Here is a 20,857-nt window from a genome sequence, read left to right on the forward strand (position 1 = left end):
TTAAAAAAATAAGACAGTCCATCCAGAAAGCCGGTACAGAAAAATTCAGGTAAAAGCTGTGCCGGAGGAGGACTGCTTTGAAATAGTTCAGGAGGAAGAATAACAATGTACAGTGAAAAAGTAATGGATCATTTCCAGCATCCGAGAAATGTAGGAGAAATTGAGAACGCAAGCGGTGTAGGTACCGTTGGAAATGCAAAATGCGGCGATATCATGAGAATGTATCTTGACATCGACGATAACGGCATCATTCAGGACTGCAAATTCAAAACCTTCGGCTGCGGCGCCGCAGTTGCAACCAGCAGTATGGCAACCGAGCTGGTAAAAGGAAAAACCATCCAGGAAGCTCTGGAAGTAACCAACAAAGCTGTTATGGAAGCACTCGACGGACTTCCGCCGGTCAAAGTTCACTGTTCTCTGCTTGCAGAAGAAGCAATTCACGCTGCACTCTGGGATTACGCAGAGAAACACCACATCAAGATCGAGGTCTTGCAAAACCGAAGTCTGATATCAGCGAGGGCGAGGAAGAGGAAGAATACTAAGTATGGGAAAAAAGAAAGTAGTCGTTGGAATGTCCGGCGGCGTAGATTCCTCGGTGGCAGCGTATCTCCTGAAAAAAGCAGGATACGATGTCATCGGGGTGACCATGCAGATCTGGCAGGATGAGGCCGAGACAGTCCAGGAGGAAAACGGGGGCTGTTGCGGCCTCTCTGCTGTTGATGATGCAAGGCGCGTGGCACAGGTGCTGGACATTCCGTATTATGTCATGAACTTCAAAAAAGAGTTCCGTGAGAACGTCATGGACTATTTCACGAACGAATATCTCTGCGGCAGAACACCGAACCCGTGTATCGCCTGCAACCGCTATGTGAAATGGGAAGCGTTGCTTCAGCGCAGTCTTTCCATTGGAGCGGACTACATTGCGACCGGACATTATGCAAGAATCGAACAGCTTGCCAATGGACGGTATGCGATTGCAAATTCGGTAACAGCGGCAAAAGACCAGACGTATGCACTGTATAATCTGACCCAGGAGCAGCTTTCGCATACGCTGATGCCGGTCGGAGACTACACAAAAGATCAGATTCGTGAGATTGCAGCAAAAATCGGTCTTCCGGTAGCAAAAAAGAAGGATTCCCAGGAAATCTGCTTCGTGCCGGATCAGGATTACGCTTCCTTTATCCAGAACGAGACAGGAATCGTGGCACCGAAAGGCAATTTCGTGAATACAAAGGGTGAAATCCTCGGTACCCATGAGGGGATTACCCATTACACCGTAGGACAGCGCCGCGGACTCGGCCTTCCGATGGGACACCGCGTGTTCGTACTGGAAATCCGTCCGGAGACGAACGAGGTTGTGGTCGGCGAAAATGAAGAGGTTTTCGCAAAAGTAGTAAAAGCAAACAAAGTAAACTATATGGCAATTCCGCCGCTGGAACTTGGAGAAGAGCTCTCCTGCACCGCAAAAATCCGGTACGGGCACAAAGGCTCCCCGTGCGTGATCAAACGGACCGGGGAAGATGAGATTACCTGTACCTTCCCGGACGGCGTGCGTGCTCCGACACCGGGACAGGCTGTTGTCTTCTACGTGGACGGCTGTGTCGGCGGAGGCGGAACGATTACGGAGGCCGAAAGATGAAAATAGCGGACTGTCATATGCACAGTTTCTTTTCAAGTGACAGCGAAGCACCAACAGAAGAGATGGTAAAACGGGCAGTCGAGCTGGGACTTCCGGCAATCTGCCTGACGGATCACTACGATATGGATTACAGTACCGGCGAGTTCCAGCTCGATACACCGGCATATGCGGCAAAAATCCGGGAACTGCAGGAAAAATACCACGACAGAATTGATATCCGATTCGGCGTGGAACTGGGACTGCAGCTCCACTTAAAAGAACGGATGGAAGAGTATGTAAATGCGTGGCCGTTCGACTACGTGATCGGCTCCATGCATGTCATTGACGGAAAAGACCCCTATTATGAGGATGCTTTCCCGGACTGGACAGCAGAAGAGCTGTACCGGGCGTATTTTCGGGCTACAGCAGAAAATATCCGGTTCTTCCACAATTTCCAGACGCTTGGTCATCTGGATTATGTGGTACGCTACTGCAGAGAAAAGGGAAAAGATTACAGCTACCGCGCATTTACGGACGAGATCGATACCATTTTAAAAGAGCTGATTCAGTACGATATCGCGCTGGAAATCAACACCGGCGGCTACAAGGCAGGCCTTGGCGTGCCGAATCCGACGCCGGATGTCATCAGAAGATACCGGGAACTGGGCGGCGAAAAGATCACCTTCGGTGCCGATGCCCACAAACCGGAACATATAGCGTTTCATTTCGCGGACGCGGCAGCTATCGCGCAGGAAGCCGGATTCCGGTACTACGTGCGGTTTAAAGAGAAAAAGCCGGAATATCTGCCGATCCAATAGAAAACACGCAGGAAAAGCCGGAAAAAGCCCCAGAAAGGCTGGATTCCGGCTCTTTCTGCAATAGACGGATCTTTCGAAATTTTGCAGAAATACGGATTGGCATCCGGCTTCTTCACAAATTTTAGAAATAATTTCGTATTTTCTTGAAAATAGAACTTGAATTTTCCGACGAAATTAGGTATTATACAGATAAGGTTGATGTTTCTTTAACAAAGTACAGAGACTCAAAATTAAAATTCACTTTTTAGGAGGAATTGAAAATCATGGCAGTAAAAGTAGCAATCAATGGTTTTGGCCGTATCGGACGTCTTGCATTCAGACAGATGTTTGGAGCAGAAGGTTATGAAGTAGTAGCAATCAACGATTTAACATCCCCGAAGATGTTAGCTCATCTGTTAAAATATGACTCTTCTCAGGGAAAATATGCTCTGGCTGATACCGTAACATCCGATGAAGATTCCATCACAGTAGATGGCAAAAACATCAAAATCTATGCTTTCCCGGATGCTAACAACTGCCCATGGGGAGAGCTTGGCGTAGACGTAGTTCTGGAGTGCTCCGGATTCTACACCTCCAAAGCAAAAGCTCAGGCACACATCAATGCAGGCGCTCGTAAAGTAGTTATCTCCGCTCCGGCTGGTAACGACCTTCCGACCATCGTTTACAATGTAAACCATGAGACCCTGACAGCAGACGACAACATCATCTCCGCTGCATCCTGCACCACAAACTGCCTTGCACCTATGGCAAAAGCTCTGAACGAACTGGCTCCGATCAAATCCGGTATCATGGTTACTATCCATGCTTACACTGGAGATCAGATGACTCTGGACGGACCGCAGAGAAAAGGCGATCTGAGAAGATCCCGTGCAGCTGCAGTTAACATCGTTCCAAACAGCACCGGTGCTGCAAAAGCAATCGGCCTTGTTATTCCGGAACTGAACGGCAAACTGATCGGTTCTGCACAGCGTGTTCCAACCCCAACCGGTTCTACCACAATCCTTACAGCAGTTGTAGAAGGAACTGTAACTGTTGACGAGATCAACGCAAAAATGAAAGCATCTGCAACCGAGTCCTTCGGATACAACACAGATGAAATCGTATCCAGCGACATCGTTGGTATGAGATATGGTTCTCTGTTCGATGCAACTCAGACCATGGTTCTTCCGCTGGACAACGGAACAACAGAGGTACAGGTTGTTTCTTGGTATGATAACGAGAACTCCTACACAAGCCAGATGGTTCGTACCATCAAATACTTCAGCGAGTTAGCATAATTTAACAAACTGAACGGCAAAATTTCAGAGCCCAAAGGGTCCGGTCTGTTAAGGACCGGGCCCTTTTTGCGAATGCGGCGGAAAAATACGGCATAAAAACAGCCATTTTCCGTGTGCAAAAATTATAAACTGCATTTTTAAATAAGGACCGCGATGCCGCAAAAACAAAGAAACGGCGCGGCAGATGCAGTTGGATATATGGAGGGAAACGCCCATGTTAAACAAAAAAACCGTAGATGATATCAACGTAAAAGGAAAAAGAGTCCTTGTAAGATGCGACTTCAACGTTCCGCTGATCGATGGAAAAATCACAGATGAGAACCGTCTGGTAGCTGCTCTTCCGACGATCAAAAAACTGATCGCTGACGGCGGAAAAGTAATTCTCTGCTCTCATCTTGGAAAACCGAAAGGAGAACCAAAACCAGAGCTTTCTCTTGCACCGGTTGCAGTTCGCCTTTCCGAGCTTCTCGGACAGGAAGTTAAATTTGCAGCAGATCCTGAGGTTGTAGGACCGAACGCAAAAGCAGCTGTTGAGGCTATGAAAGACGGAGATGTAATCCTTCTGGAGAACACCCGTTATCGTGCAGAAGAGACCAAAAACGGTGAGGAGTTCAGCAAAGAACTGGCTTCCCTGTGCGACGTATTCGTAAATGATGCATTCGGAACCGCACATCGTGCTCATTGCTCCAATGTTGGTGTTACTAAATATGTTGACACTGCAGTTGTTGGTTATCTGATGGAGAAAGAGATCGCATTCCTTGGAAATGCTGTCAACAATCCGGAGCGTCCGTTTGTTGCCATCCTTGGTGGATCCAAAGTATCCAGCAAGATTTCTGTTATCGACAACCTGATCGATAAAGTTGATGTCCTGATCATCGGCGGTGGTATGGCTTATACCTTCGCAAAAGCAGCAGGCGGCACCGTTGGTGATTCTCTGCTTGAGATGGATTATCTGGATTATGCAAACAAAATGAAAGAAAAAGCAGCAGCAAAAGGCGTGAAACTGCTTCTTCCGGTAGACAACGTTGTTGCAGATGCATTCTCAAACGACGCAAATACACAGGTTGTTCCGGCCGGACAGATTCCGGATGGCTGGGAAGGTCTGGATATCGGACCGGAAACTGCAAAACTGTTCGCTGATGCTGTTAAAACTGCTAAAACCGTTGTATGGAACGGACCGATGGGATGCTTCGAGATGCCGAATTTTGCAGCAGGAACCAAAGCAGTTGCAGCAGCACTGGCTGAAACAGATGCAGTTACGATCATCGGCGGCGGAGATTCCGCAGCAGCTGTAAACCAGCTTGGATATGGCGATAAGATGACTCATATCTCCACTGGCGGCGGCGCTTCTCTGGAGTTCCTGGAAGGAAAAGAACTGCCGGGCGTTGCAGCAGCAAACGACAAATAAAACAACGATTCAGAGCGCAAGCGGAATCGAGAGGTGGCTCTGAACCGTTTCAATAAGTAAAACTAAGGAGATCAAACGATCATGGCAAGAAAGAAAATTATCGCCGGAAACTGGAAAATGAACATGACTCCGAGCGAGGCAGTAGAGTTAGTTAATACATTAAAACCACTGGTGGCAAATGACGACGTTGACGTGGTTTTCTGCGTACCGGCCATCGATATCATCCCGGTTGTAGAGGCTGCAAAAGGCTCCAACATCCAGATTGGTGCTGAAAATATGTATTTTGAGGAGAAAGGTGCTTTCACAGGCGAAATCTCCCCGGCTATGCTGACAGACGCTGGCGTGAAATACGTTGTACTTGGCCACTCTGAGAGAAGAGAATACTTCGCAGAGACCAGCGAGACCGTAAACAAAAAAATGCTGAAAGCTTTCGAGCACGGCATCACCCCGATCATGTGCTGCGGAGAAACTCTGGAGCAGAGAGAGCAGGGTGTAACGATGGATTTCATCCGTCAGCAGGTAAAGGTTGGATTCCTGAATGTAACAGCAGATCAGGCAAAAACAGCCGTTATCGCTTACGAGCCAATCTGGGCAATCGGAACCGGCAAAACTGCTACAACAGAGCAGGCTGAGGAAGTTTGCAAAGGCATCCGCGAGTGCATCGCTGAAATCTATGATGATGCAACAGCAGCAGCTATCCGTATCCAGTACGGCGGCTCTGTAAACGCAAAAACCGCACCGGAACTGTTCGCACAGGAGAACATCGACGGCGGTCTGGTAGGCGGAGCATCCCTGAAACCAGATTTCGGAGCTATCGTAAACTACAATAAATAATTAGATTTTGTACGAAATCAATCAATAAAACAGGCTAAAACGCCACCAAACACGGTGAAATTTGGCAGAAATGTCAAAGGGAAAGTGTTTGGTGCGTTTGCTGTTTTACGACGTGATGGCAATACCGCTCTTTAGGATCTGGCGTAATAAACTTCTGCAATGCTTTTTCGCACTTGCGGACATCTTCCACATGTGATATGATGGGAACGACAAAAAGTGTCGGAAAAACCGCATGATAGAGGGAAAAAACGCGGCAAATCAGACGACGCGAAAGAAAGCATAAAGGAGAATATGATTATGGCAAGAGAAATCATTAATACAGAAAAAGCACCGGCAGCAATCGGACCTTATGTACAGGCGGTCGCAGACAACGGCCTTTTATTTATTTCCGGACAGCTTGGCTTTGATGTAGAGCATGACAGCGTGATCCCGGAAACCGTAGAAGAGCAGGCAACCCTCTCTTTAAAGAATCTGGACGCAATCATGACAGCAGCAGGAACTGACCGCACGAAAGTGATGAAAACAACCATTTTCCTGACCGATATGAACGATTTTGCCAAGGTAAATGAAGTATACGGTGCTTTCTTTGGCGAGTCCAAACCGGCTCGTTCCTGTGTAGCAGTTGCCGCTCTTCCGAAAGCAGCAAAAGTGGAAATTGAATGCATCGTATCCCTGAAATAAGAGAGAGAGATGAGTATGGCAGAGGAAAGAGTAATTAAAATCGGAATGCTGGGTCTTGGTACTGTCGGTACCGGTGTGTATAAAGTGCTGAAAAGCCAGCAGGAGGAAATGCTTCCGAAGCTGGGAGCACGTGTAGAGCTGAAAAAAATTCTTGTGCGCAATGTGGAAAAAGCAGCTGCAAAGGTTGACGATCCCTCCATCATTACCACCAGCTTCGAGGAGATTGCCAATGACCCGGAAATCGAGATTGTTGTTGAGGTTATGGGTGGAAAACAGCCGGCCATGAATTACATTCTTGCCTGCCTGGATGCTGGAAAGAATGTTGTAACGGCAAATAAAGATCTGGTGGCATCCGAGGGCAAAAAAATCCTTGCGACAGCAAAGAGAAACGGAAAAGATTTTCTCTATGAGGCATCCGTGGCGGGAGGAATTCCGATCATCCGTCCGGTGAAACAGTGCCTTGCCGCCAATCATATCACAGAGCTGATGGGTATTTTCAACGGTACCACAAATTTCATTCTCACAAAAATGTCGCAGGAAGGCATGGAGTTTGGTGATGCGCTCCGTCTGGCGCAGGACATGGGCTATGCAGAAGCAGACCCGACCGCAGATGTGGAAGGTCTTGATGCCGGCCGCAAGGTAGCAATCCTAGCTTCGGCAGCGTTCAACTCCAGAGTGACATTTGAAGATGTTTACACCGAAGGCATTACCAAAATCACGGCGACTGATATCGAGTATGCAAAAGAGATGGGATGCACGATCAAGCTGCTTGGCGTGGCAAAAGATACCCCGGAAGGAATCGAAGCCCGCGTTCATCCGATGCTGATCGACAGCAATCATCCGCTCGCGACTGTCAATGATTCCTACAATGCCGTATTCCTGACAGGCGATGCCGTACAGGATACGATGTTTTACGGACGAGGTGCCGGAGAGCTTCCGACTGCGAGTGCCGTTGTGGGCGATATTTTCGATGTTGTGCGCAATATTTTATGGAACTGCTGCGGCAGAATCGGCTGCACATGCTACCGGGAATGCCCGATCAAGCGTGTCGGCGAAATTAAGTCGAAATATTTTGTACGCATGCAGATTGAAAATCGGTATGGAACGCTGGCATCGGTAGCTTCTGTCTTTGGAAACAACAAGGTTTCGATTGCACAGATGCTTCAGAAACGTGTCAATGGAAAATACGCCGAGATCGTCGTCATTACGGACGAGGTCAAAGAGCGCCATTTTGAGGATGCCATGCAGATTTTAGGCGGAATGTCGATGATCCAGGAGATTTCTTCGACAATCCGGGTATACTAACAAAATGTAACAATTCAGATCCATGCGAAATGGAAGAAAAATCGCGAATCATGCTTGCATGAAGGAGCGCTTTTTCTGGAGTTTCATATGGCGAAAAGCAACATCGAGATGCAGCGTAAGCGGAATCGAGATGGGGATCTGGATTGTTACCCCAAAATTAAATCAAAGAAGGGAATTCACAATGAGTAAAAAACCAACCGTATTAATGATTCTTGACGGATATGGACTGAATGACAAATGCGAGCATAACGCTGTCTGCGAAGCAAAAACTCCGATTATGGACCAGCTGATGAGCCAGTGCCCGTACGTAAAAGGACAGGCCAGCGGACTTGCTGTAGGTCTTCCGGACGGACAGATGGGTAACTCTGAGGTAGGTCATCTGAACATGGGCGCAGGCCGTGTTGTATACCAGGAGCTGACCAGAATCACAAAAGCAATCCAGGACGGCGATTTCTTCGAGAATGAAGAGCTGGTAAAGGCTGTTGAAAATGCAAAAGCAAATAATTCCGCACTGCACCTGTTCGGACTTCTTTCTGACGGCGGTGTTCACAGCCACATCACCCACGTATTCGGACTTCTGGAGCTGGCAAAACGTAAGGGTCTCGAGAAAGTTTATGTACACTGCTTCCTGGATGGCCGTGACACTCCTCCGGCATCCGGAAAATCCTATGTTGAGCAGCTGCAGGCAAAAATGGATGAGATCGGTGTCGGCGAAATCGGCGTGATCTCCGGCCGTTACTATGCAATGGACCGTGATAACCGCTGGGATCGTGTCGAGCTGGCTTACAAAGCTCTGACAAAAGGGGAAGGCGTAGAAGGAACCGATGCGGCAGAGGCTGTTCAGGCTTCTTATGATGCTGAAAAAACCGATGAGTTCGTTCTGCCGACCGTTCTGAAAAAAGACGGAAAACCGGTTGCAACGATTCAGGATAAAGATTCTGTGATTTTCTTCAACTTCCGCCCGGACCGTGCAAGAGAGCTGACAAGAGCATTCTGTGCAGATGAGTTCACCGGATTTGAGAGAGAAAAACGTCTGGATCTGACCTACGTATGCTTCACGGAATACGATGAGACCATCCCGAACAAATCCGTTGCATTCAAAAAAGAAGAGATCACCAATACCTTCGGTGAGTATCTGGCAGCACATAACATGACGCAGGCTCGTATCGCCGAGACCGAGAAATATGCACATGTAACCTTCTTCTTCAATGGCGGCGTTGAGGAGCCAAATAAAGGTGAGGACAGAATCCTTGTGAAATCCCCGAGGTTGCTACTTATGACCTGAAACCAGAGATGAGTGCTTACGAAGTATGCGACAAGCTGACGGATGCCATCCGTTCCCAGAAATACGATGTCATCATCATCAACTTTGCAAATCCGGATATGGTTGGCCATACCGGCGTTGAGAGCGCAGCAATCCAGGCAGTTGAGGCTGTTGATGAGTGCGTAGGCAAAGCAGTTGATGCATTAAAAGAGGTTGACGGCCAGATGTTTATCTGTGCGGACCACGGAAATGCAGAGCAGCTTGTAGACTATGAGACCGGCGAGCCATACACCGCTCATACCACCAATCCGGTTCCGTTCATTCTGGTTAATGCAGACCCATCCTACACGTTAAGAGAGGGCGGATGCCTGGCAGACATCGCACCGACCCTGATCGAGCTGATGGGAATGGAGCAGCCAAAAGAAATGACAGGAAAATCCCTGCTGATTAAGAAATAAAGAGAAATCGTGAAAATGTCCCTGCCGGATTCGTTTTGAAACGGGTGCGGCAGGGATATTTTATCATAATAATCTGAAAATAAAAATAATTACGCAATAAGAGACAGAATAAAAATGAAAAACAGATAAAAAATCAAAATAAAGTGTTGACAAACGGTGAGAAAACTGATATAGTAAAGTCAACAAAAGAAAACGGAAGAAAAAAACAGAAAGAGAGGACGGACCACCGAGAACATAACGAATTACCCCATAAACTAAGAAAGCGAAGGTATGGACCCAAGAAAACGTAACGAAGTACCACAAAGCGAAACAAAAGAACAAAAGAACAAAAAAAGAAAGGATTCAGTCCAATGCACAGTTCTAACTTATGAAAGCCATCCGAAAATGGAAAAATCGGATGGCTTTCATATTGCGTTTTTTTATGTTTGAAAAGAATAAGGACTGGAAAAAAGAGGTTTCGACAGAGAGAGCAACATATTTTTCCCATAGCACGGTCATACTGTGAACGCAGAGAAGAAACTTGGTTACTGTTCACTTTGCAGCAAAACAGGAGGGAAAACTATGTTTCGATATTTACCAATTCGAAGCGTGACAGGAAGAGAAATTCTGGATTCGCGCGGAAATCCGACCGTAGAGGTGGAAGTGGCCGTCGGGGAGGGGATTCTCGGGCTGGAAGGCCATATGGGGCGTGCCCAGGTGCCGTCCGGGGCATCGACAGGAAAATTTGAGGCACTGGAAAAAAGAGATCAGGAAGTGCGCTATCTGGGGCAGGGCGTGAGAAAGGCTGTAGAAGCGGTCAATACCGTGCTGGCCGATGCCGTTGTCGGCGAGAATGCGCTCGAGCAGGAGCGGATTGACCATATCCTGTGCCAGGCAGACGGAACCGAAACGAAAGAAAACCTCGGGGCAAACGCCATTCTCGGTGTCTCACTTGCTGTGGCGCGCGCGGCGGCAAATGCGCTTCATCTGCCGCTGTACCAGTACCTGGGCGGCTGCCACACAAGCCGTATGCCCGTGCCGATGATGAATATTTTAAACGGCGGCCGTCATGCCGACAACACCGTCGATCTGCAGGAATTTATGATTATGCCGTGCGGCGCTCCCTCATTCCGGGAGGGTCTTTCCATGTGCGCGGAGATTTACCATACGCTGAAGCAGCTCCTGAAGGAGAAGGGATACTCGACTTCTGTCGGCGATGAGGGCGGCTTTGCGCCGGATTTAAAGGATTCCGATGAAGCACTGCAGCTCATTGTCAATGCGGTCCAGAAAGCCGGCTATGCGCCCGGAAACGACGTGATGATCGCGATCGATGCGGCGGCAAGCGAGCTCTACGAGGAGAGCAGGAACGTCTACTACTTTCCCGGGGAATCCCGTCAGTGCGGAAAGACAGTATTTCGGGATACCGCAGAAATGGTTGCCTACTATGAGGAACTGATCGAAAAATACCCGATCGTATCCATCGAAGACGGGCTGTGCGAGGACGATTTCGAAGGCTGGAAACAGATGACGGAAGCGCTCGGGAACAGAGTACAGCTGGTCGGGGATGATCTGTTTGTGACGAATGTAAGAAGGCTTTCCTGCGGCATTGCACTTGGCACGGCAAATGCGGTTCTGATCAAGGTAAACCAGATCGGAACGCTCTCTGAGGCGCTGGATGCGGTGGAGATGGCGCAGAGAGCAGGGTACCGCGCCGTCATTTCCCACCGGTCCGGAGAGACAGAGGATGATTTTCTGGCAGACCTTGCCGTCGCGACAGGCGCCGGCCAGATCAAAACCGGAGCACCGTGCCGGTCGGAGCGGAATGCGAAATACAATGAGCTTCTCCGCATCGAGGAACGCCTCGGTGAGGAAGCGAAATACCGGAATCCGTTCCCGCAAAAGGGAACCGGCGTAAGAGAATGGTGAAAAATGGCGTAAAACAGGCAAATAACAGTTGAAATCGTTCTTCCGCTATGGTAAAATAATATAAGTTGGCCGTAGGAGGTGTAATTGTGGAAATTTTAAGAACGATTTTGACAGTCATTTATGTCATTGATTGTATTGCTTTAACCGTTGTTGTATTGATGCAGGAAGGAAAACAGCAGGGTCTCGGTGCTATCGCAGGTATCTCAGACACTTACTGGGGAAGAAACAAAAGCCGTTCTGCAGAAGGAACTCTGATCCGTGCAACAAAAATCATGGCAGTTCTGTTTATTGTACTGTCGGTTGTATTAAACATGAATTTTTAGCAAAGTAAAGACATCCTTATTCCCACGAGAAGGCGTAAGGGTGTCTTTTTCTACAAAGAGGAGATAATAGATGAAAGATAATAAGAAGAAAAAAGATCGGAGGAAATATCCGCAGGGCAGCGCGGCGTCCCATGCAGGACAGAACAGCGGGAACCATGGCGGTCATGCGGGCCATCCGCGTTCCAGAAGTTCGAAACTGCTGAAAAACCGCAAGACGCTGCTGATGGATCTCGTAAGCTCGAAAAACTATGAGCCGATGCGTCTGAAAGACATTGCCATGCTGCTGCAGGTGCCGAAAGCAAAACGGTCGGAGCTTGCGGAGGTTATGGAAATCCTGGTAAAAGAAGGAAAAATCGATGTGATCTCCGACGGCCGTTACCAGAAGAGCCGCGGTGCATCCACAACGACGGAAAAACGGGAAAAAAGAGACCGCCGCGCCGGAGAGCAGGGCAGAAGAGGACGCGATGACCGATTCCGCAGAAAGAATGGAAAGGACGGCGACACAGAGAAGAAGCCGCGTATCCAGACTGTCGATATCCAGGCAGTCGTGGACGCTTACCAGATCCCGGAGGAGTTCCCGGCACGCGTGATCACACAGGCAGAAAAATGCCCGGAGGAAGTAATTCCAAACGATTACAACGGCCGCCTCGATCTGAAAAGCTGGCAGATGGTGACAATCGACGGCGAGGATGCCAAAGACCTCGATGACGCCGTATCCGTCACAAAAGCGGGCGATACGTGGACGCTTGGCGTTCATATCGCTGATGTCAGCAACTATGTGCAGGAAAATTCCGCCCTCGACCGTGAGGCGTTAAAGCGCGGCACCAGTGTCTATCTGCCGGACCGCGTCATTCCGATGCTGCCGAAGCGTCTGTCAAACGGCATCTGTTCCCTGAATGAAGGACAGGAGCGCCTGGCACTCTCCTGTATTATGACGATCAACGAGAAAGGCCGTGTGATCGGCCATCAGATCGCTGAGACGGTGATCCGCGTGGACCGCCGCATGACCTACACCGCCGTCAATGCAATCCTGACCGAGCCGGAAGCACATCCGGAGCTGCTGGAGGAATATCATGAGCTGGTTCCGATGTTCCGCCAGATGCAGGAACTGTCTGCATTGATCCGGAGCTGTCGGAAAGAACGCGGAGCAATTGATTTTGAATTCCCGGAGAGCAAAGTAATTCTTGATGCAGAAGGGACGCCGGTGGAGATCCGCCCGTATCCGTCGAACGTGGCAACACGGATGATCGAGGACTTCATGCTGATGGCGAACGAGACCGTGGCAGAGGAATACTGCACACGCGAAATCCCGTTCTTATACCGGACGCATGACAAGCCGGACGGAGACCGCATGGAGGCAACGCTGACGCTGATCCGTGAACAGGGCATCAAAGTCGAAAAGCGTTCCCATGAGATTACGCCGGGTGAGGTGCAGAAGATTCTCACCAGCATCGAGGGAACCCCGGAAGAGCCGCTGATCAGCCGCCTGCTGCTCCGGTCGATGGCAAGAGCCATTTATACCCCGGAATGCAGCGGCCACTTCGGACTTGCAGCGTCATATTACTGCCATTTTACCTCACCAATCCGCCGTTACCCGGATCTGCAGATCCACCGCATTATCAAGGATGATCTGCGGGGACGTCTCGACAAGGGCGGCAGAATCGGCAAATATTCGTCCATTTTGCAGCATGTGGCGGAGCAGTCGAGTGCGATGGAGCAGCGTGCTGCAGAGGCAGAAAGAGAGGCTGTGAAACTGAAGAAAGCCGAATATATGCTGGAGCATGTCGGCGAAGAGTACGACGGCGTCATTTCCGGCGTGACCGGATGGGGCTTCTATGTGGAGTTGCCAAATACCGTTGAGGGACTCGTTCACATCATGACACTGAAAGACGATTATTATAATTTTGATGAAGAAAATTACCGTCTGGTCGGAGAGCAGCACGGAAGAGTATTCCGCCTTGGTGAGCCGGTGCGTGTCCGTGTACGAAACGCCGAGCCTGCCAACCGGACAATCGATTTTACGTATGTAGAAAAAGAAACCGAGACAGAATAAATCCCTGGAGGAAAAAGCTATGGCAAAACAAAAAGGAAATCGAATGATTGCCAACAATAAAAAGGCATATCATGACTATTTTATCGAGGATAAATACGAGGCCGGCATCTCCCTTGCCGGTACCGAGGTAAAATCCCTCCGCATGGGAAAATGCAGCATCAAGGAGTCCTTCATCCGCATTGAGCGTGATGAGGTATTCATCTACGGCATGCACATCAGTCCGTACGAGAAGGGCAACATATTCAATAAAGACCCGCTGCGCATCCGGAAACTGCTGCTGCACGACTATGAGATCCGCAAACTTGAGGCGCAGATCAAGGAAAAAGGCTACACGCTCGTTCCGCTGCAGGTGTATTTTAAAGGCAGCCTCGTAAAAGTCGAGATCGGTCTGGCGCGCGGTAAAAAACTGTATGATAAACGGCAGGATATCGCAAAGAAGGATCAGAGACGTGAGGCGGAGAGAGATTTCAAAGTTAAAAATCTGTATTAAAAATCCTTGACAAAAAGTATGGGGAAAGACTATAATACAATATACGGCAGTTGAAAGAGAGTTTTCACTGCACCGGGACGATCTGTTTGCGTCCCCGTATCAAAGAAAAGCGTCTGTAGAACCAGCACGGGCTTGTACTGGTTTCGACGGGGGTTTTGAAGTTTGGGAAGCCATTCGTGGACTCCGGGACCGCGTCATCAACCTGGAACCTAAATTTAAACGCAGACGATAATTACGTAGCGTACGCTGCCTAAGTGCGGCGTTGTCAGCTGAATAGTTTTCCGCGGCTATTCTCCTGGCATCAAACAGATGCGGAGCACTTCGTTTCCAAAGCTTTGCGGAGATGGAAGATTTTATGAAGCTACCGAAGCGGCAAGCCTGTCATCCGGCGTGCCGATGGGGGAACCTTTAATAGAATGACTGTAATGGGAGATGCCTGAATGAATAGGCTTTCGGACAGGGGTTCGATTCCCCTCAGGTCCATACCTGAAAAACCGCTAAAATCCAGTGTTTTAGCGGTTTTTTTGTACATTTTGATGGAAAAAACAGGGCAAAAATGCCGCTTTAGACCGTTTCAGACCGTTTAAAACCGCATGAATTTTGGTCAAAAAAGAAAGGAAAAATTCGAAATTTTGTCAAACTTTATCTTTATTCGCACTGTTAAGAACGTAAAAGAGACCGTTTCAAAGTGCTGCAGGCACATGAAGTAGAGATACTTGATGTGCCTGCTTTTTTGTACAATAGGAAAGTTCGACTTCCGTCGAACTCTTGATAAAAAGAGCCCGCACAAAGGCGGGCATGGCAAACAGACGATAGATTAAAAGAAGTCAATGTAAAAGCCTTCTTCAAATTCATCCTCATCAAGATCGTCATCTCGGTAAGAAAATAGTGCATATGCACTATTTAAAAACGGTGGCTCCTTATAACAAAGATTTCTGTTCACAATATAAAAAAATATCCAGCAGGTTAACTTTTGAAGCGGTAAAACAAATGCTTAAGGATGTTTTGAGTTGGTAAGGGACTAATAGATTCTGTACTTTTCGCCCTATGATTGAATCTGATCATGCGCGAGAAAAGGAAAATAATAGAATTGACAGACTTGAAAAAATGAATTACGATTTTTAAAAGTACTGCATTGCTTGAATGAGAATTATATGTTAAGGTAACAGATATAAAGAGAACTTTAAGCATTGATTTATTAAAATAAACACGGATAGCGAGGTGTATTTATGACCATAGAAGAAATTCTTGCAGGAGAATCCAAAAACGTAGAATTCAAAGAGAACCTGCCGGAAAAGAGCATCAAATATATGAAGTCTGTGGTTGCCTTTGCAAATGGAACCGGAGGAAAAATTATTTTTGGAATTGCGGACAAAACCCGAGAAGTGGTTGGCTTTGACAAGGAAGATGTATTCAAAAAGATGGATGCGATTGCCAATGCCGTCTCGGATAGCTGTGAACCGGCAATTATTCCAGATATTACGCTGCAGACAGTTGATGGCAAGACGGTTATTGTGGCAGAAATTTCTGAAGGCAGACAGCGGCCATATTACATTAAAGCGCTTGGACGAGAGAGAGGCGTATATGTCCGTGTTGCTGGAACAACCCGGCTTGCTGACGAGTATATGATCAAAGAGCTGATGCTTGAGGGAAGCAATCGTTATTTTGATCAGGCGTTATGTACTGGACTGAGTGTTACAGAAGAAGAAATTGATACGCTTTGTAAAGCGATGAAGGAGCAGGCAGTCAAAAATGCCCATAATGAGGAGCAGAAAGCATCGGTAAAAGACGTTGGAAAGCAGCAGCTTCGGTCCTGGGGTATTTTGATTGAACGTGATGGAAAAGACTACCCTTCTAACGCTTATGCTATCTTAACGGGCTGTGGAGGGCTTCATGTTGCCATTCAGTGCGGTGTGTTTAAGGGAACAACGAAAGCGGTTTTTGTTGATCGAAGGGAATATACGGGTCCTTTGTGGGAACAAATAGAGGAAGCATTTCAGTTTGTTCTGCGAAATATTCATCTGGGAGCTACGCTTGTCGGCATTTACCGTCAGGATATTTATGAAATCCCGCCGGATGCAATTCGTGAGCTGATTATCAACGCGGTGGTGCATCGCAGCTATCTGGATCATGGTACAATACAGATTGCGGTGTATGACAACCGACTGGAAATCACATCGCCGGGGAAATTGCCGATGGGACAAACGTTGGAGCGTATGAAAGAAGGCTATTCCAAAATCAGGAATGAAGCCCTTGCACATGCCTTTTCGTATATGAATCTGATTGAACATTGGGGAAGCGGGATTCCGAGAATTATAGACAAGGTAAAATCTGCTGGACTACAGGAACCGGAGTTTATTGGTGGAGAAGTTGACTTGCGTATCAATATCTATCGAGGACAAAACGATACAAATAACGCCAGAATCAACGCCAAGAAAACAAAAAATGGCGTTAATGATATAAAAAATGGCATTGATGGCGTTAAAATATCACGAACGAAGGAACAGGTTCAGATAGAAAAACTGTTACAGGCTATAGAAAAGAACCCATTTGCAACCCAGGCGTATTATGCGGAACAGATCGGTGTGTCCAAAAGAACTGTTTCACGAATATTTGTTTCTTTACAGCAAAATGGTGTGTTGGTACAAAATGGAACAAACAGAAAATCGAATTGGGTAATCATAAAGTAGGAGAAACAGAAGAATGCAAATATTGGTCGATGCAGATGCCTGTCCGGTAATTGAGACGGTTGAGAAAATTGCAAAAGAGCATTGTGTTCCGGTAACACTGTTGTGCGATACCAATCATGATTTGATATTTGATATCGGATTATAGCGAAATAGTCGTGGTTGGTGATGGAGCAGATGCTGTGGATTATGAACTGATCCGTGTCTGTCATAAAGGCGATATTGTCGTATCGCAGGATTATGGTGTGACGGCGATAGCGTTGGGAAGAGGTTCTTATGCGATTCATCATTCTGGTAAATGGTACACGAATAAGAATATCGATTAGATGCTCATGGAGCGTTATTTAAACAACGAAGTGAAAAAATACCCGCATCATCGTGTCAGAAGGACAAAGAAGCGAAAAAAGGCGGATACTGAGGGATTTGAACAGTCTTTTGAAAAAATGTTAGGGATGATACAGGAGAAAGAAGGAAAAGAGTTTAGAAGATAAAATTATCAGAGAGTGAAATAAAGTGATTTGATAATATTAGGAGATATGCCCGGATGCTATTTTTCAAAAAGGAAAAAGTGTCAGGGCATTTTTATGTGCAAAACTAATAAAAATAATTCTGAAAATATAGTAAAAATAAGCATATTGTCAAATGAAACGGAGGGTATATAATAAAATATAGAAATATAAGCGGTGAGAAAAATTGAAAGGAAAAGTGCCTATGAAAAAACTCGGAAAATATGGTAAAAAGGTATCCTGCGTGGTAATTGGAATGCTATGTGCAGCAGCGATTGGCGCCTGTGGAAGCACACAAAGTGGGTCCCAAGATGAAAAAGATGTGAGAAATGATATTTCTGTCTATGAAGAGGGAGCTGATTTGGAAGGAACGCTTACATATGGAACCTTATTTATTGAGCCGCAGACCCAGCATATGATTGATTTATTTATGAAGGAGCATCCAGGCGTAAAAATTGAAACAAAGGTTGTTTTTGACAATGATGTTACGGATGAACAGTATAATGAAGGCTTAAATACCTTGCTTACAGAACTTGCATCGGATCAACGGGCGGATATTTATGATGCAACGTATTTACCATCGGAAATTAAGACGAAAGGCAGCGGCTATTTCGAGGACTTAAATCAGTATATTGATGCAGATCCTAATTTTAACAGAGATGATTATTACGATAATATCCTGCGAGCAGCAGAAGTCGATGGAAAACTGTATCAAATTCCGGAAGGTTTTTATTATGTTATGCTTCGGTTGAATAGAAACATAACGGATGAACTGAATTATGAAGTCCCGGACGAAATGGATATCAATGATTTATATGAGTTATATCAGCAGGCCAAGCCAATTGCAGATGATGATTTTACGATTGATGTACAAAACAATATTTACGTGTTTCTGCCGATGACAGAGGACAGAGCTTATTTGAAGAAGGAAGAAGTAAATTTTGATTCAGAAAATTATGTGGATTTTCTGAGAAAAATGCAGGAACTGTATCAATATCAACCATCCTATGCGACCCATGCATTTACGGATATTAAAAGCTTTTCCGGAAAGAGTGTCCTGCTGAATACATTTACAAATTTACTCGAAGGTTCTACGAGCGGAATGTTTGAAGAAACCGATACGGCAACAAAACCGATCCTGTTGAAATCAACGGATGGAAAAATTCCTTTCTGGAGAATTGGTGAGGACTTTTCCATGAGTTCAGGCTGCAAAGATAAAGCGCTTGCATGGGAATTTATCAAATTCTGCATTGGTCAGAAACAATTTGAGTTCGAAGATGCAAACAGTGATTCTTACTACAGAAATTTCTTTACCTATGGCAGTATGCTGAACAAAGAAAACACACGGCAGCTTGTTGCGTATCAATTGGAAAATGATGACGACACAGCAGAAAAATGGGAAGCATACAATGAAAAAGTTTCTGCAAAAGCTTTTCGGGATTTACAGTTAGACAGTATTTTGACTGAAATTCGAAACGAATGTATGGAGCAGAAAATCACCCCAGAGGAATGTGCGAAGCTTTTCCAGCAAAGAGCAGAGCTTTATGTTAATGAGTAGAAGCTGTCCTTAATCCATGGAATCAGGTATATGAAATGAAAAAACGAAATTTTATTTATATGTGTTTTATCCTTCCAAGTTTTATCGGGATCATGGCTTTTTACATCGTGCCGTTTCTTCTGTCCTTGTATTTTGCAGTGATTGACAACATGATGAACAAGGAATGGGTGGGTCTTAAAAACTTTAAACTGTTATTCGAAAATGAGTTATTCCTTTCAGCACTCCGTAATACCGGAATTTTTTGCGGGATTGCAATACCGCTGGGAATGGCGATTGCTTTGCTTCTGGTACTGGTTTTGAAAAAGCAGAGGAGAGGTCGAATTCTTCTTATCCTGCTCCTGATCCCATTAATCGTTCCATCTGGAACGGTGATTGCTTTCTGGAAATATTTGTTTGAGAGAAATGGTTTTCTGGATGGGTTTTTACAGCTTTTTGGAAAAAACATGTTCGATATTGAGAATTCCAGATGGGCCATTTTGATTATTATCCTGATGTATCTGTGGAAAAATATCAGTTTTTCGATTGTCCTTTTCTGGTCCGGGATAAACTGGATTCCGCAGATCTATCATGAGCAGTGCCAGCTGGATGGAGCTACAGGGCGGCAGGAATTCCAATATATTACATGGATCTTATTAAAACCAACGACGTTAGTTGTGCTGTTGATGTCGATCGTGAATTCTTTTAAGGTTTTTAAAGAGATCTATATGCTGTATGGGGCCTATCCATCACCGTATGTTTATATGCTGCAGCACTATATGAATAACCAGTTTTTGTCACTTAATATGCAGAAATTGTCTGCTGCAGCATGGTGTATGTTTCTCATACTGGGAATCTTTCTGGGCATCATTTATCGGGTCCAGAGGAAGAATCTGGATTATTTGTAAAGATCTTTTGTGGGTGATTTTATGAAAAAGAGATATTCGAATTTTTTCGAAAAGCTGATCTGCATGGGAGCTGTCATTTTGGCAGTCATTCCGTTGTTGTTTGTGGCTGGAAAGTCGGTACAAGTTCCAGAAGAGTATCTTATATTGCTCTTTAAGAGACCTTTGTATTTGCGGATGATGTGGAATTCCCTGATTATTACTATTCCGGTTTTGATTGGACAGCTTTTGCTTGCACCGCTTGCCGCATACGGCTTTTGGCAATGCAGGTGGAAATACAAGGAGATTTTGTTCTATCTTTACATGATTGTCATGCTTATGCCGCTGCAGCTGACTTTAGTGCCAAATTATTTAGTGGCGAATTGGCTGGGCATTCAAAATTCGTCCTTGGCAATTATTCTTCCGGCAATGTTTCAGCCATTGGGGGTATTTCTGATTCGTCAGCAGATACAGGATTTTCCGCAGGAAACGTTAGAAGCAGCCAGACTGGACGGAGCCAGCGAATACAGAATTTATCGTTCCATTGTAAAGCCTAATTTGAGTTCAGCCATTGCTGCTGCATTAATCCTGATTTTTATTGACAATTGGAATATTGTAGACCAGGCGGTCATTTTTTTGAGAGAGCCATATCAGCAGCCGTTATCCGTGTATCTTTGCCAGATTTTAGAGGAACAGCCGGATATCTTTTATGCAGCGTCCGTTTTTTACGCAGTACCAGTTTTATTGATATTCTTAATGGGACAGGACTATTTGATACAGGGAATCAGTATGTCCGGTGTGAAAGCGTAGAG

15 protein-coding genes, 1 other RNA gene and 3 pseudogenes are annotated in these 20,857 nt (G+C 46.2%); all 19 read left to right on the forward strand.

Annotation, left to right across the window (positions count from 1 at the left end):
• The first annotated feature begins 105 nt into the window (after positions 1-105).
• The 19 genes and pseudogenes from nifU to DW965_RS06115 all read left to right on the forward strand — a co-directional run bounded on the left by nifU (position 106) and on the right by DW965_RS06115 (position 20,855).
• Positions 106-542, forward strand: a pseudogene (nifU, locus tag DW965_RS06025) (Fe-S cluster assembly scaffold protein NifU).
• A 2-nt stretch (positions 543-544) separates the two neighbouring features.
• Positions 545-1,639 (forward strand): tRNA 2-thiouridine(34) synthase MnmA, encoded by a 1,095-nt coding sequence (mnmA, locus tag DW965_RS06030; RefSeq protein ID WP_055218213.1) that lies wholly within the window; start codon positions 545-547, stop codon positions 1,637-1,639.
• Positions 1,636-2,436, forward strand: a complete 801-nt coding sequence (locus DW965_RS06035) for a histidinol-phosphatase HisJ family protein (RefSeq protein ID WP_117800863.1) — start codon at positions 1,636-1,638, stop codon at positions 2,434-2,436. Before mnmA ends, DW965_RS06035 begins: the two co-directional genes overlap by 4 nt.
• A gap of 263 nt (positions 2,437-2,699) precedes the next feature.
• The gene (gap, locus tag DW965_RS06040; protein WP_022463324.1) at positions 2,700-3,713 is read left to right on the forward strand and encodes a type I glyceraldehyde-3-phosphate dehydrogenase; all 1,014 of its coding nucleotides are present in this window, start codon (positions 2,700-2,702) and stop codon (positions 3,711-3,713) included.
• A gap of 214 nt (positions 3,714-3,927) precedes the next feature.
• A complete protein-coding gene (locus DW965_RS06045) occupies positions 3,928-5,121 on the forward strand; it encodes a phosphoglycerate kinase (RefSeq protein WP_022463323.1) in 1,194 nt (397 codons plus the stop codon).
• An 81-nt stretch (positions 5,122-5,202) separates the two neighbouring features.
• On the forward strand, positions 5,203-5,955 hold the full coding sequence (tpiA, locus tag DW965_RS06050) for a triose-phosphate isomerase (RefSeq protein WP_022463322.1): 753 nt from the start codon (positions 5,203-5,205) through the stop codon (positions 5,953-5,955).
• A 297-nt stretch (positions 5,956-6,252) separates the two neighbouring features.
• Positions 6,253-6,636, forward strand: coding sequence for a RidA family protein (locus tag DW965_RS06055; protein WP_022463321.1), 384 nt, complete (start codon positions 6,253-6,255; stop codon positions 6,634-6,636).
• Between the two features lie 15 nt (positions 6,637-6,651).
• Entirely contained in the window at positions 6,652-7,941 is a 1,290-nt protein-coding gene (locus tag DW965_RS06060) for a homoserine dehydrogenase (protein ID WP_055267016.1), read from the forward strand.
• A 181-nt stretch (positions 7,942-8,122) separates the two neighbouring features.
• A pseudogene (gene gpmI, locus DW965_RS06065) lies at positions 8,123-9,663 on the forward strand (2,3-bisphosphoglycerate-independent phosphoglycerate mutase).
• A 561-nt stretch (positions 9,664-10,224) separates the two neighbouring features.
• Positions 10,225-11,568, forward strand: a complete 1,344-nt coding sequence (gene eno, locus DW965_RS06070; protein WP_022463318.1) for a phosphopyruvate hydratase — start codon at positions 10,225-10,227, stop codon at positions 11,566-11,568.
• Positions 11,569-11,654: 86 nt separating this feature from the next.
• Positions 11,655-11,891, forward strand: a complete 237-nt coding sequence (secG, locus tag DW965_RS06075) for a preprotein translocase subunit SecG (protein WP_055226503.1) — start codon at positions 11,655-11,657, stop codon at positions 11,889-11,891.
• A 223-nt stretch (positions 11,892-12,114) separates the two neighbouring features.
• Positions 12,115-13,944, forward strand: coding sequence for a ribonuclease R (rnr, locus tag DW965_RS06080; protein ID WP_055226555.1), 1,830 nt, complete (start codon positions 12,115-12,117; stop codon positions 13,942-13,944).
• A gap of 19 nt (positions 13,945-13,963) precedes the next feature.
• The gene (smpB, locus tag DW965_RS06085) at positions 13,964-14,434 is read left to right on the forward strand and encodes an SsrA-binding protein SmpB (RefSeq protein WP_022463315.1); all 471 of its coding nucleotides are present in this window, start codon (positions 13,964-13,966) and stop codon (positions 14,432-14,434) included.
• A 128-nt stretch (positions 14,435-14,562) separates the two neighbouring features.
• Positions 14,563-14,920, forward strand: a transfer-messenger RNA (tmRNA) gene (ssrA, locus tag DW965_RS06090).
• 743 nt (positions 14,921-15,663) lie between these two features.
• Complete coding sequence (locus DW965_RS06095; protein ID WP_119198146.1) at positions 15,664-17,124, forward strand: RNA-binding domain-containing protein; 1,461 nt, start codon at positions 15,664-15,666, stop codon at positions 17,122-17,124.
• Positions 17,125-17,137: 13 nt separating this feature from the next.
• Positions 17,138-17,612: pseudogene (locus DW965_RS22050) on the forward strand (YaiI/YqxD family protein).
• A gap of 220 nt (positions 17,613-17,832) precedes the next feature.
• Positions 17,833-19,185, forward strand: a complete 1,353-nt coding sequence (locus DW965_RS06105) for an ABC transporter substrate-binding protein (RefSeq protein ID WP_118594707.1) — start codon at positions 17,833-17,835, stop codon at positions 19,183-19,185.
• A gap of 35 nt (positions 19,186-19,220) precedes the next feature.
• Positions 19,221-20,069 (forward strand): carbohydrate ABC transporter permease, encoded by an 849-nt coding sequence (locus DW965_RS06110; RefSeq protein ID WP_055266562.1) that lies wholly within the window; start codon positions 19,221-19,223, stop codon positions 20,067-20,069.
• Between the two features lie 21 nt (positions 20,070-20,090).
• Positions 20,091-20,855, forward strand: coding sequence for a carbohydrate ABC transporter permease (locus DW965_RS06115; RefSeq protein WP_147326093.1), 765 nt, complete (start codon positions 20,091-20,093; stop codon positions 20,853-20,855).
• The last annotated feature ends 2 nt before the right edge of the window (positions 20,856-20,857 follow it).

The sequence above is a fragment of the Blautia sp. AM47-4 genome (assembly GCF_003479865.1).
Classification (GTDB): Bacteria; Bacillota; Clostridia; order Lachnospirales; family Lachnospiraceae; genus Fusicatenibacter; species Fusicatenibacter saccharivorans.

What these genes read in the sequence shown, in the direction of transcription:
- DW965_RS06055 (WP_022463321.1), top strand. Translation starts at nt 6,253, where the DNA reads ATGGCAAGAGAAATCATTAATACAGAAAAAGCACCGGCAGCAATCGGA.
- rnr (WP_055226555.1), top strand. Translation starts at nt 12,115, where the DNA reads ATGGATCTCGTAAGCTCGAAAAACTATGAGCCGATGCGTCTGAAAGAC.
- tpiA (WP_022463322.1), top strand. Translation starts at nt 5,203, where the DNA reads ATGGCAAGAAAGAAAATTATCGCCGGAAACTGGAAAATGAACATGACT.
- eno (WP_022463318.1), top strand. Translation starts at nt 10,225, where the DNA reads ATGTTTCGATATTTACCAATTCGAAGCGTGACAGGAAGAGAAATTCTG.
- gap (WP_022463324.1), top strand. Translation starts at nt 2,700, where the DNA reads ATGGCAGTAAAAGTAGCAATCAATGGTTTTGGCCGTATCGGACGTCTT.
- DW965_RS06095 (WP_119198146.1), top strand. Translation starts at nt 15,664, where the DNA reads ATGACCATAGAAGAAATTCTTGCAGGAGAATCCAAAAACGTAGAATTC.
- smpB (WP_022463315.1), top strand. Translation starts at nt 13,964, where the DNA reads ATGGCAAAACAAAAAGGAAATCGAATGATTGCCAACAATAAAAAGGCA.
- DW965_RS06045 (WP_022463323.1), top strand. Translation starts at nt 3,928, where the DNA reads ATGTTAAACAAAAAAACCGTAGATGATATCAACGTAAAAGGAAAAAGA.
- DW965_RS06115 (WP_147326093.1), top strand. Translation starts at nt 20,091, where the DNA reads ATGAAAAAGAGATATTCGAATTTTTTCGAAAAGCTGATCTGCATGGGA.
- DW965_RS06110 (WP_055266562.1), top strand. Translation starts at nt 19,221, where the DNA reads ATGAAAAAACGAAATTTTATTTATATGTGTTTTATCCTTCCAAGTTTT.
- DW965_RS06035 (WP_117800863.1), top strand. Translation starts at nt 1,636, where the DNA reads ATGAAAATAGCGGACTGTCATATGCACAGTTTCTTTTCAAGTGACAGC.
- mnmA (WP_055218213.1), top strand. Translation starts at nt 545, where the DNA reads ATGGGAAAAAAGAAAGTAGTCGTTGGAATGTCCGGCGGCGTAGATTCC.
- DW965_RS06105 (WP_118594707.1), top strand. Translation starts at nt 17,833, where the DNA reads ATGAAAAAACTCGGAAAATATGGTAAAAAGGTATCCTGCGTGGTAATT.
- DW965_RS06060 (WP_055267016.1), top strand. Translation starts at nt 6,652, where the DNA reads ATGGCAGAGGAAAGAGTAATTAAAATCGGAATGCTGGGTCTTGGTACT.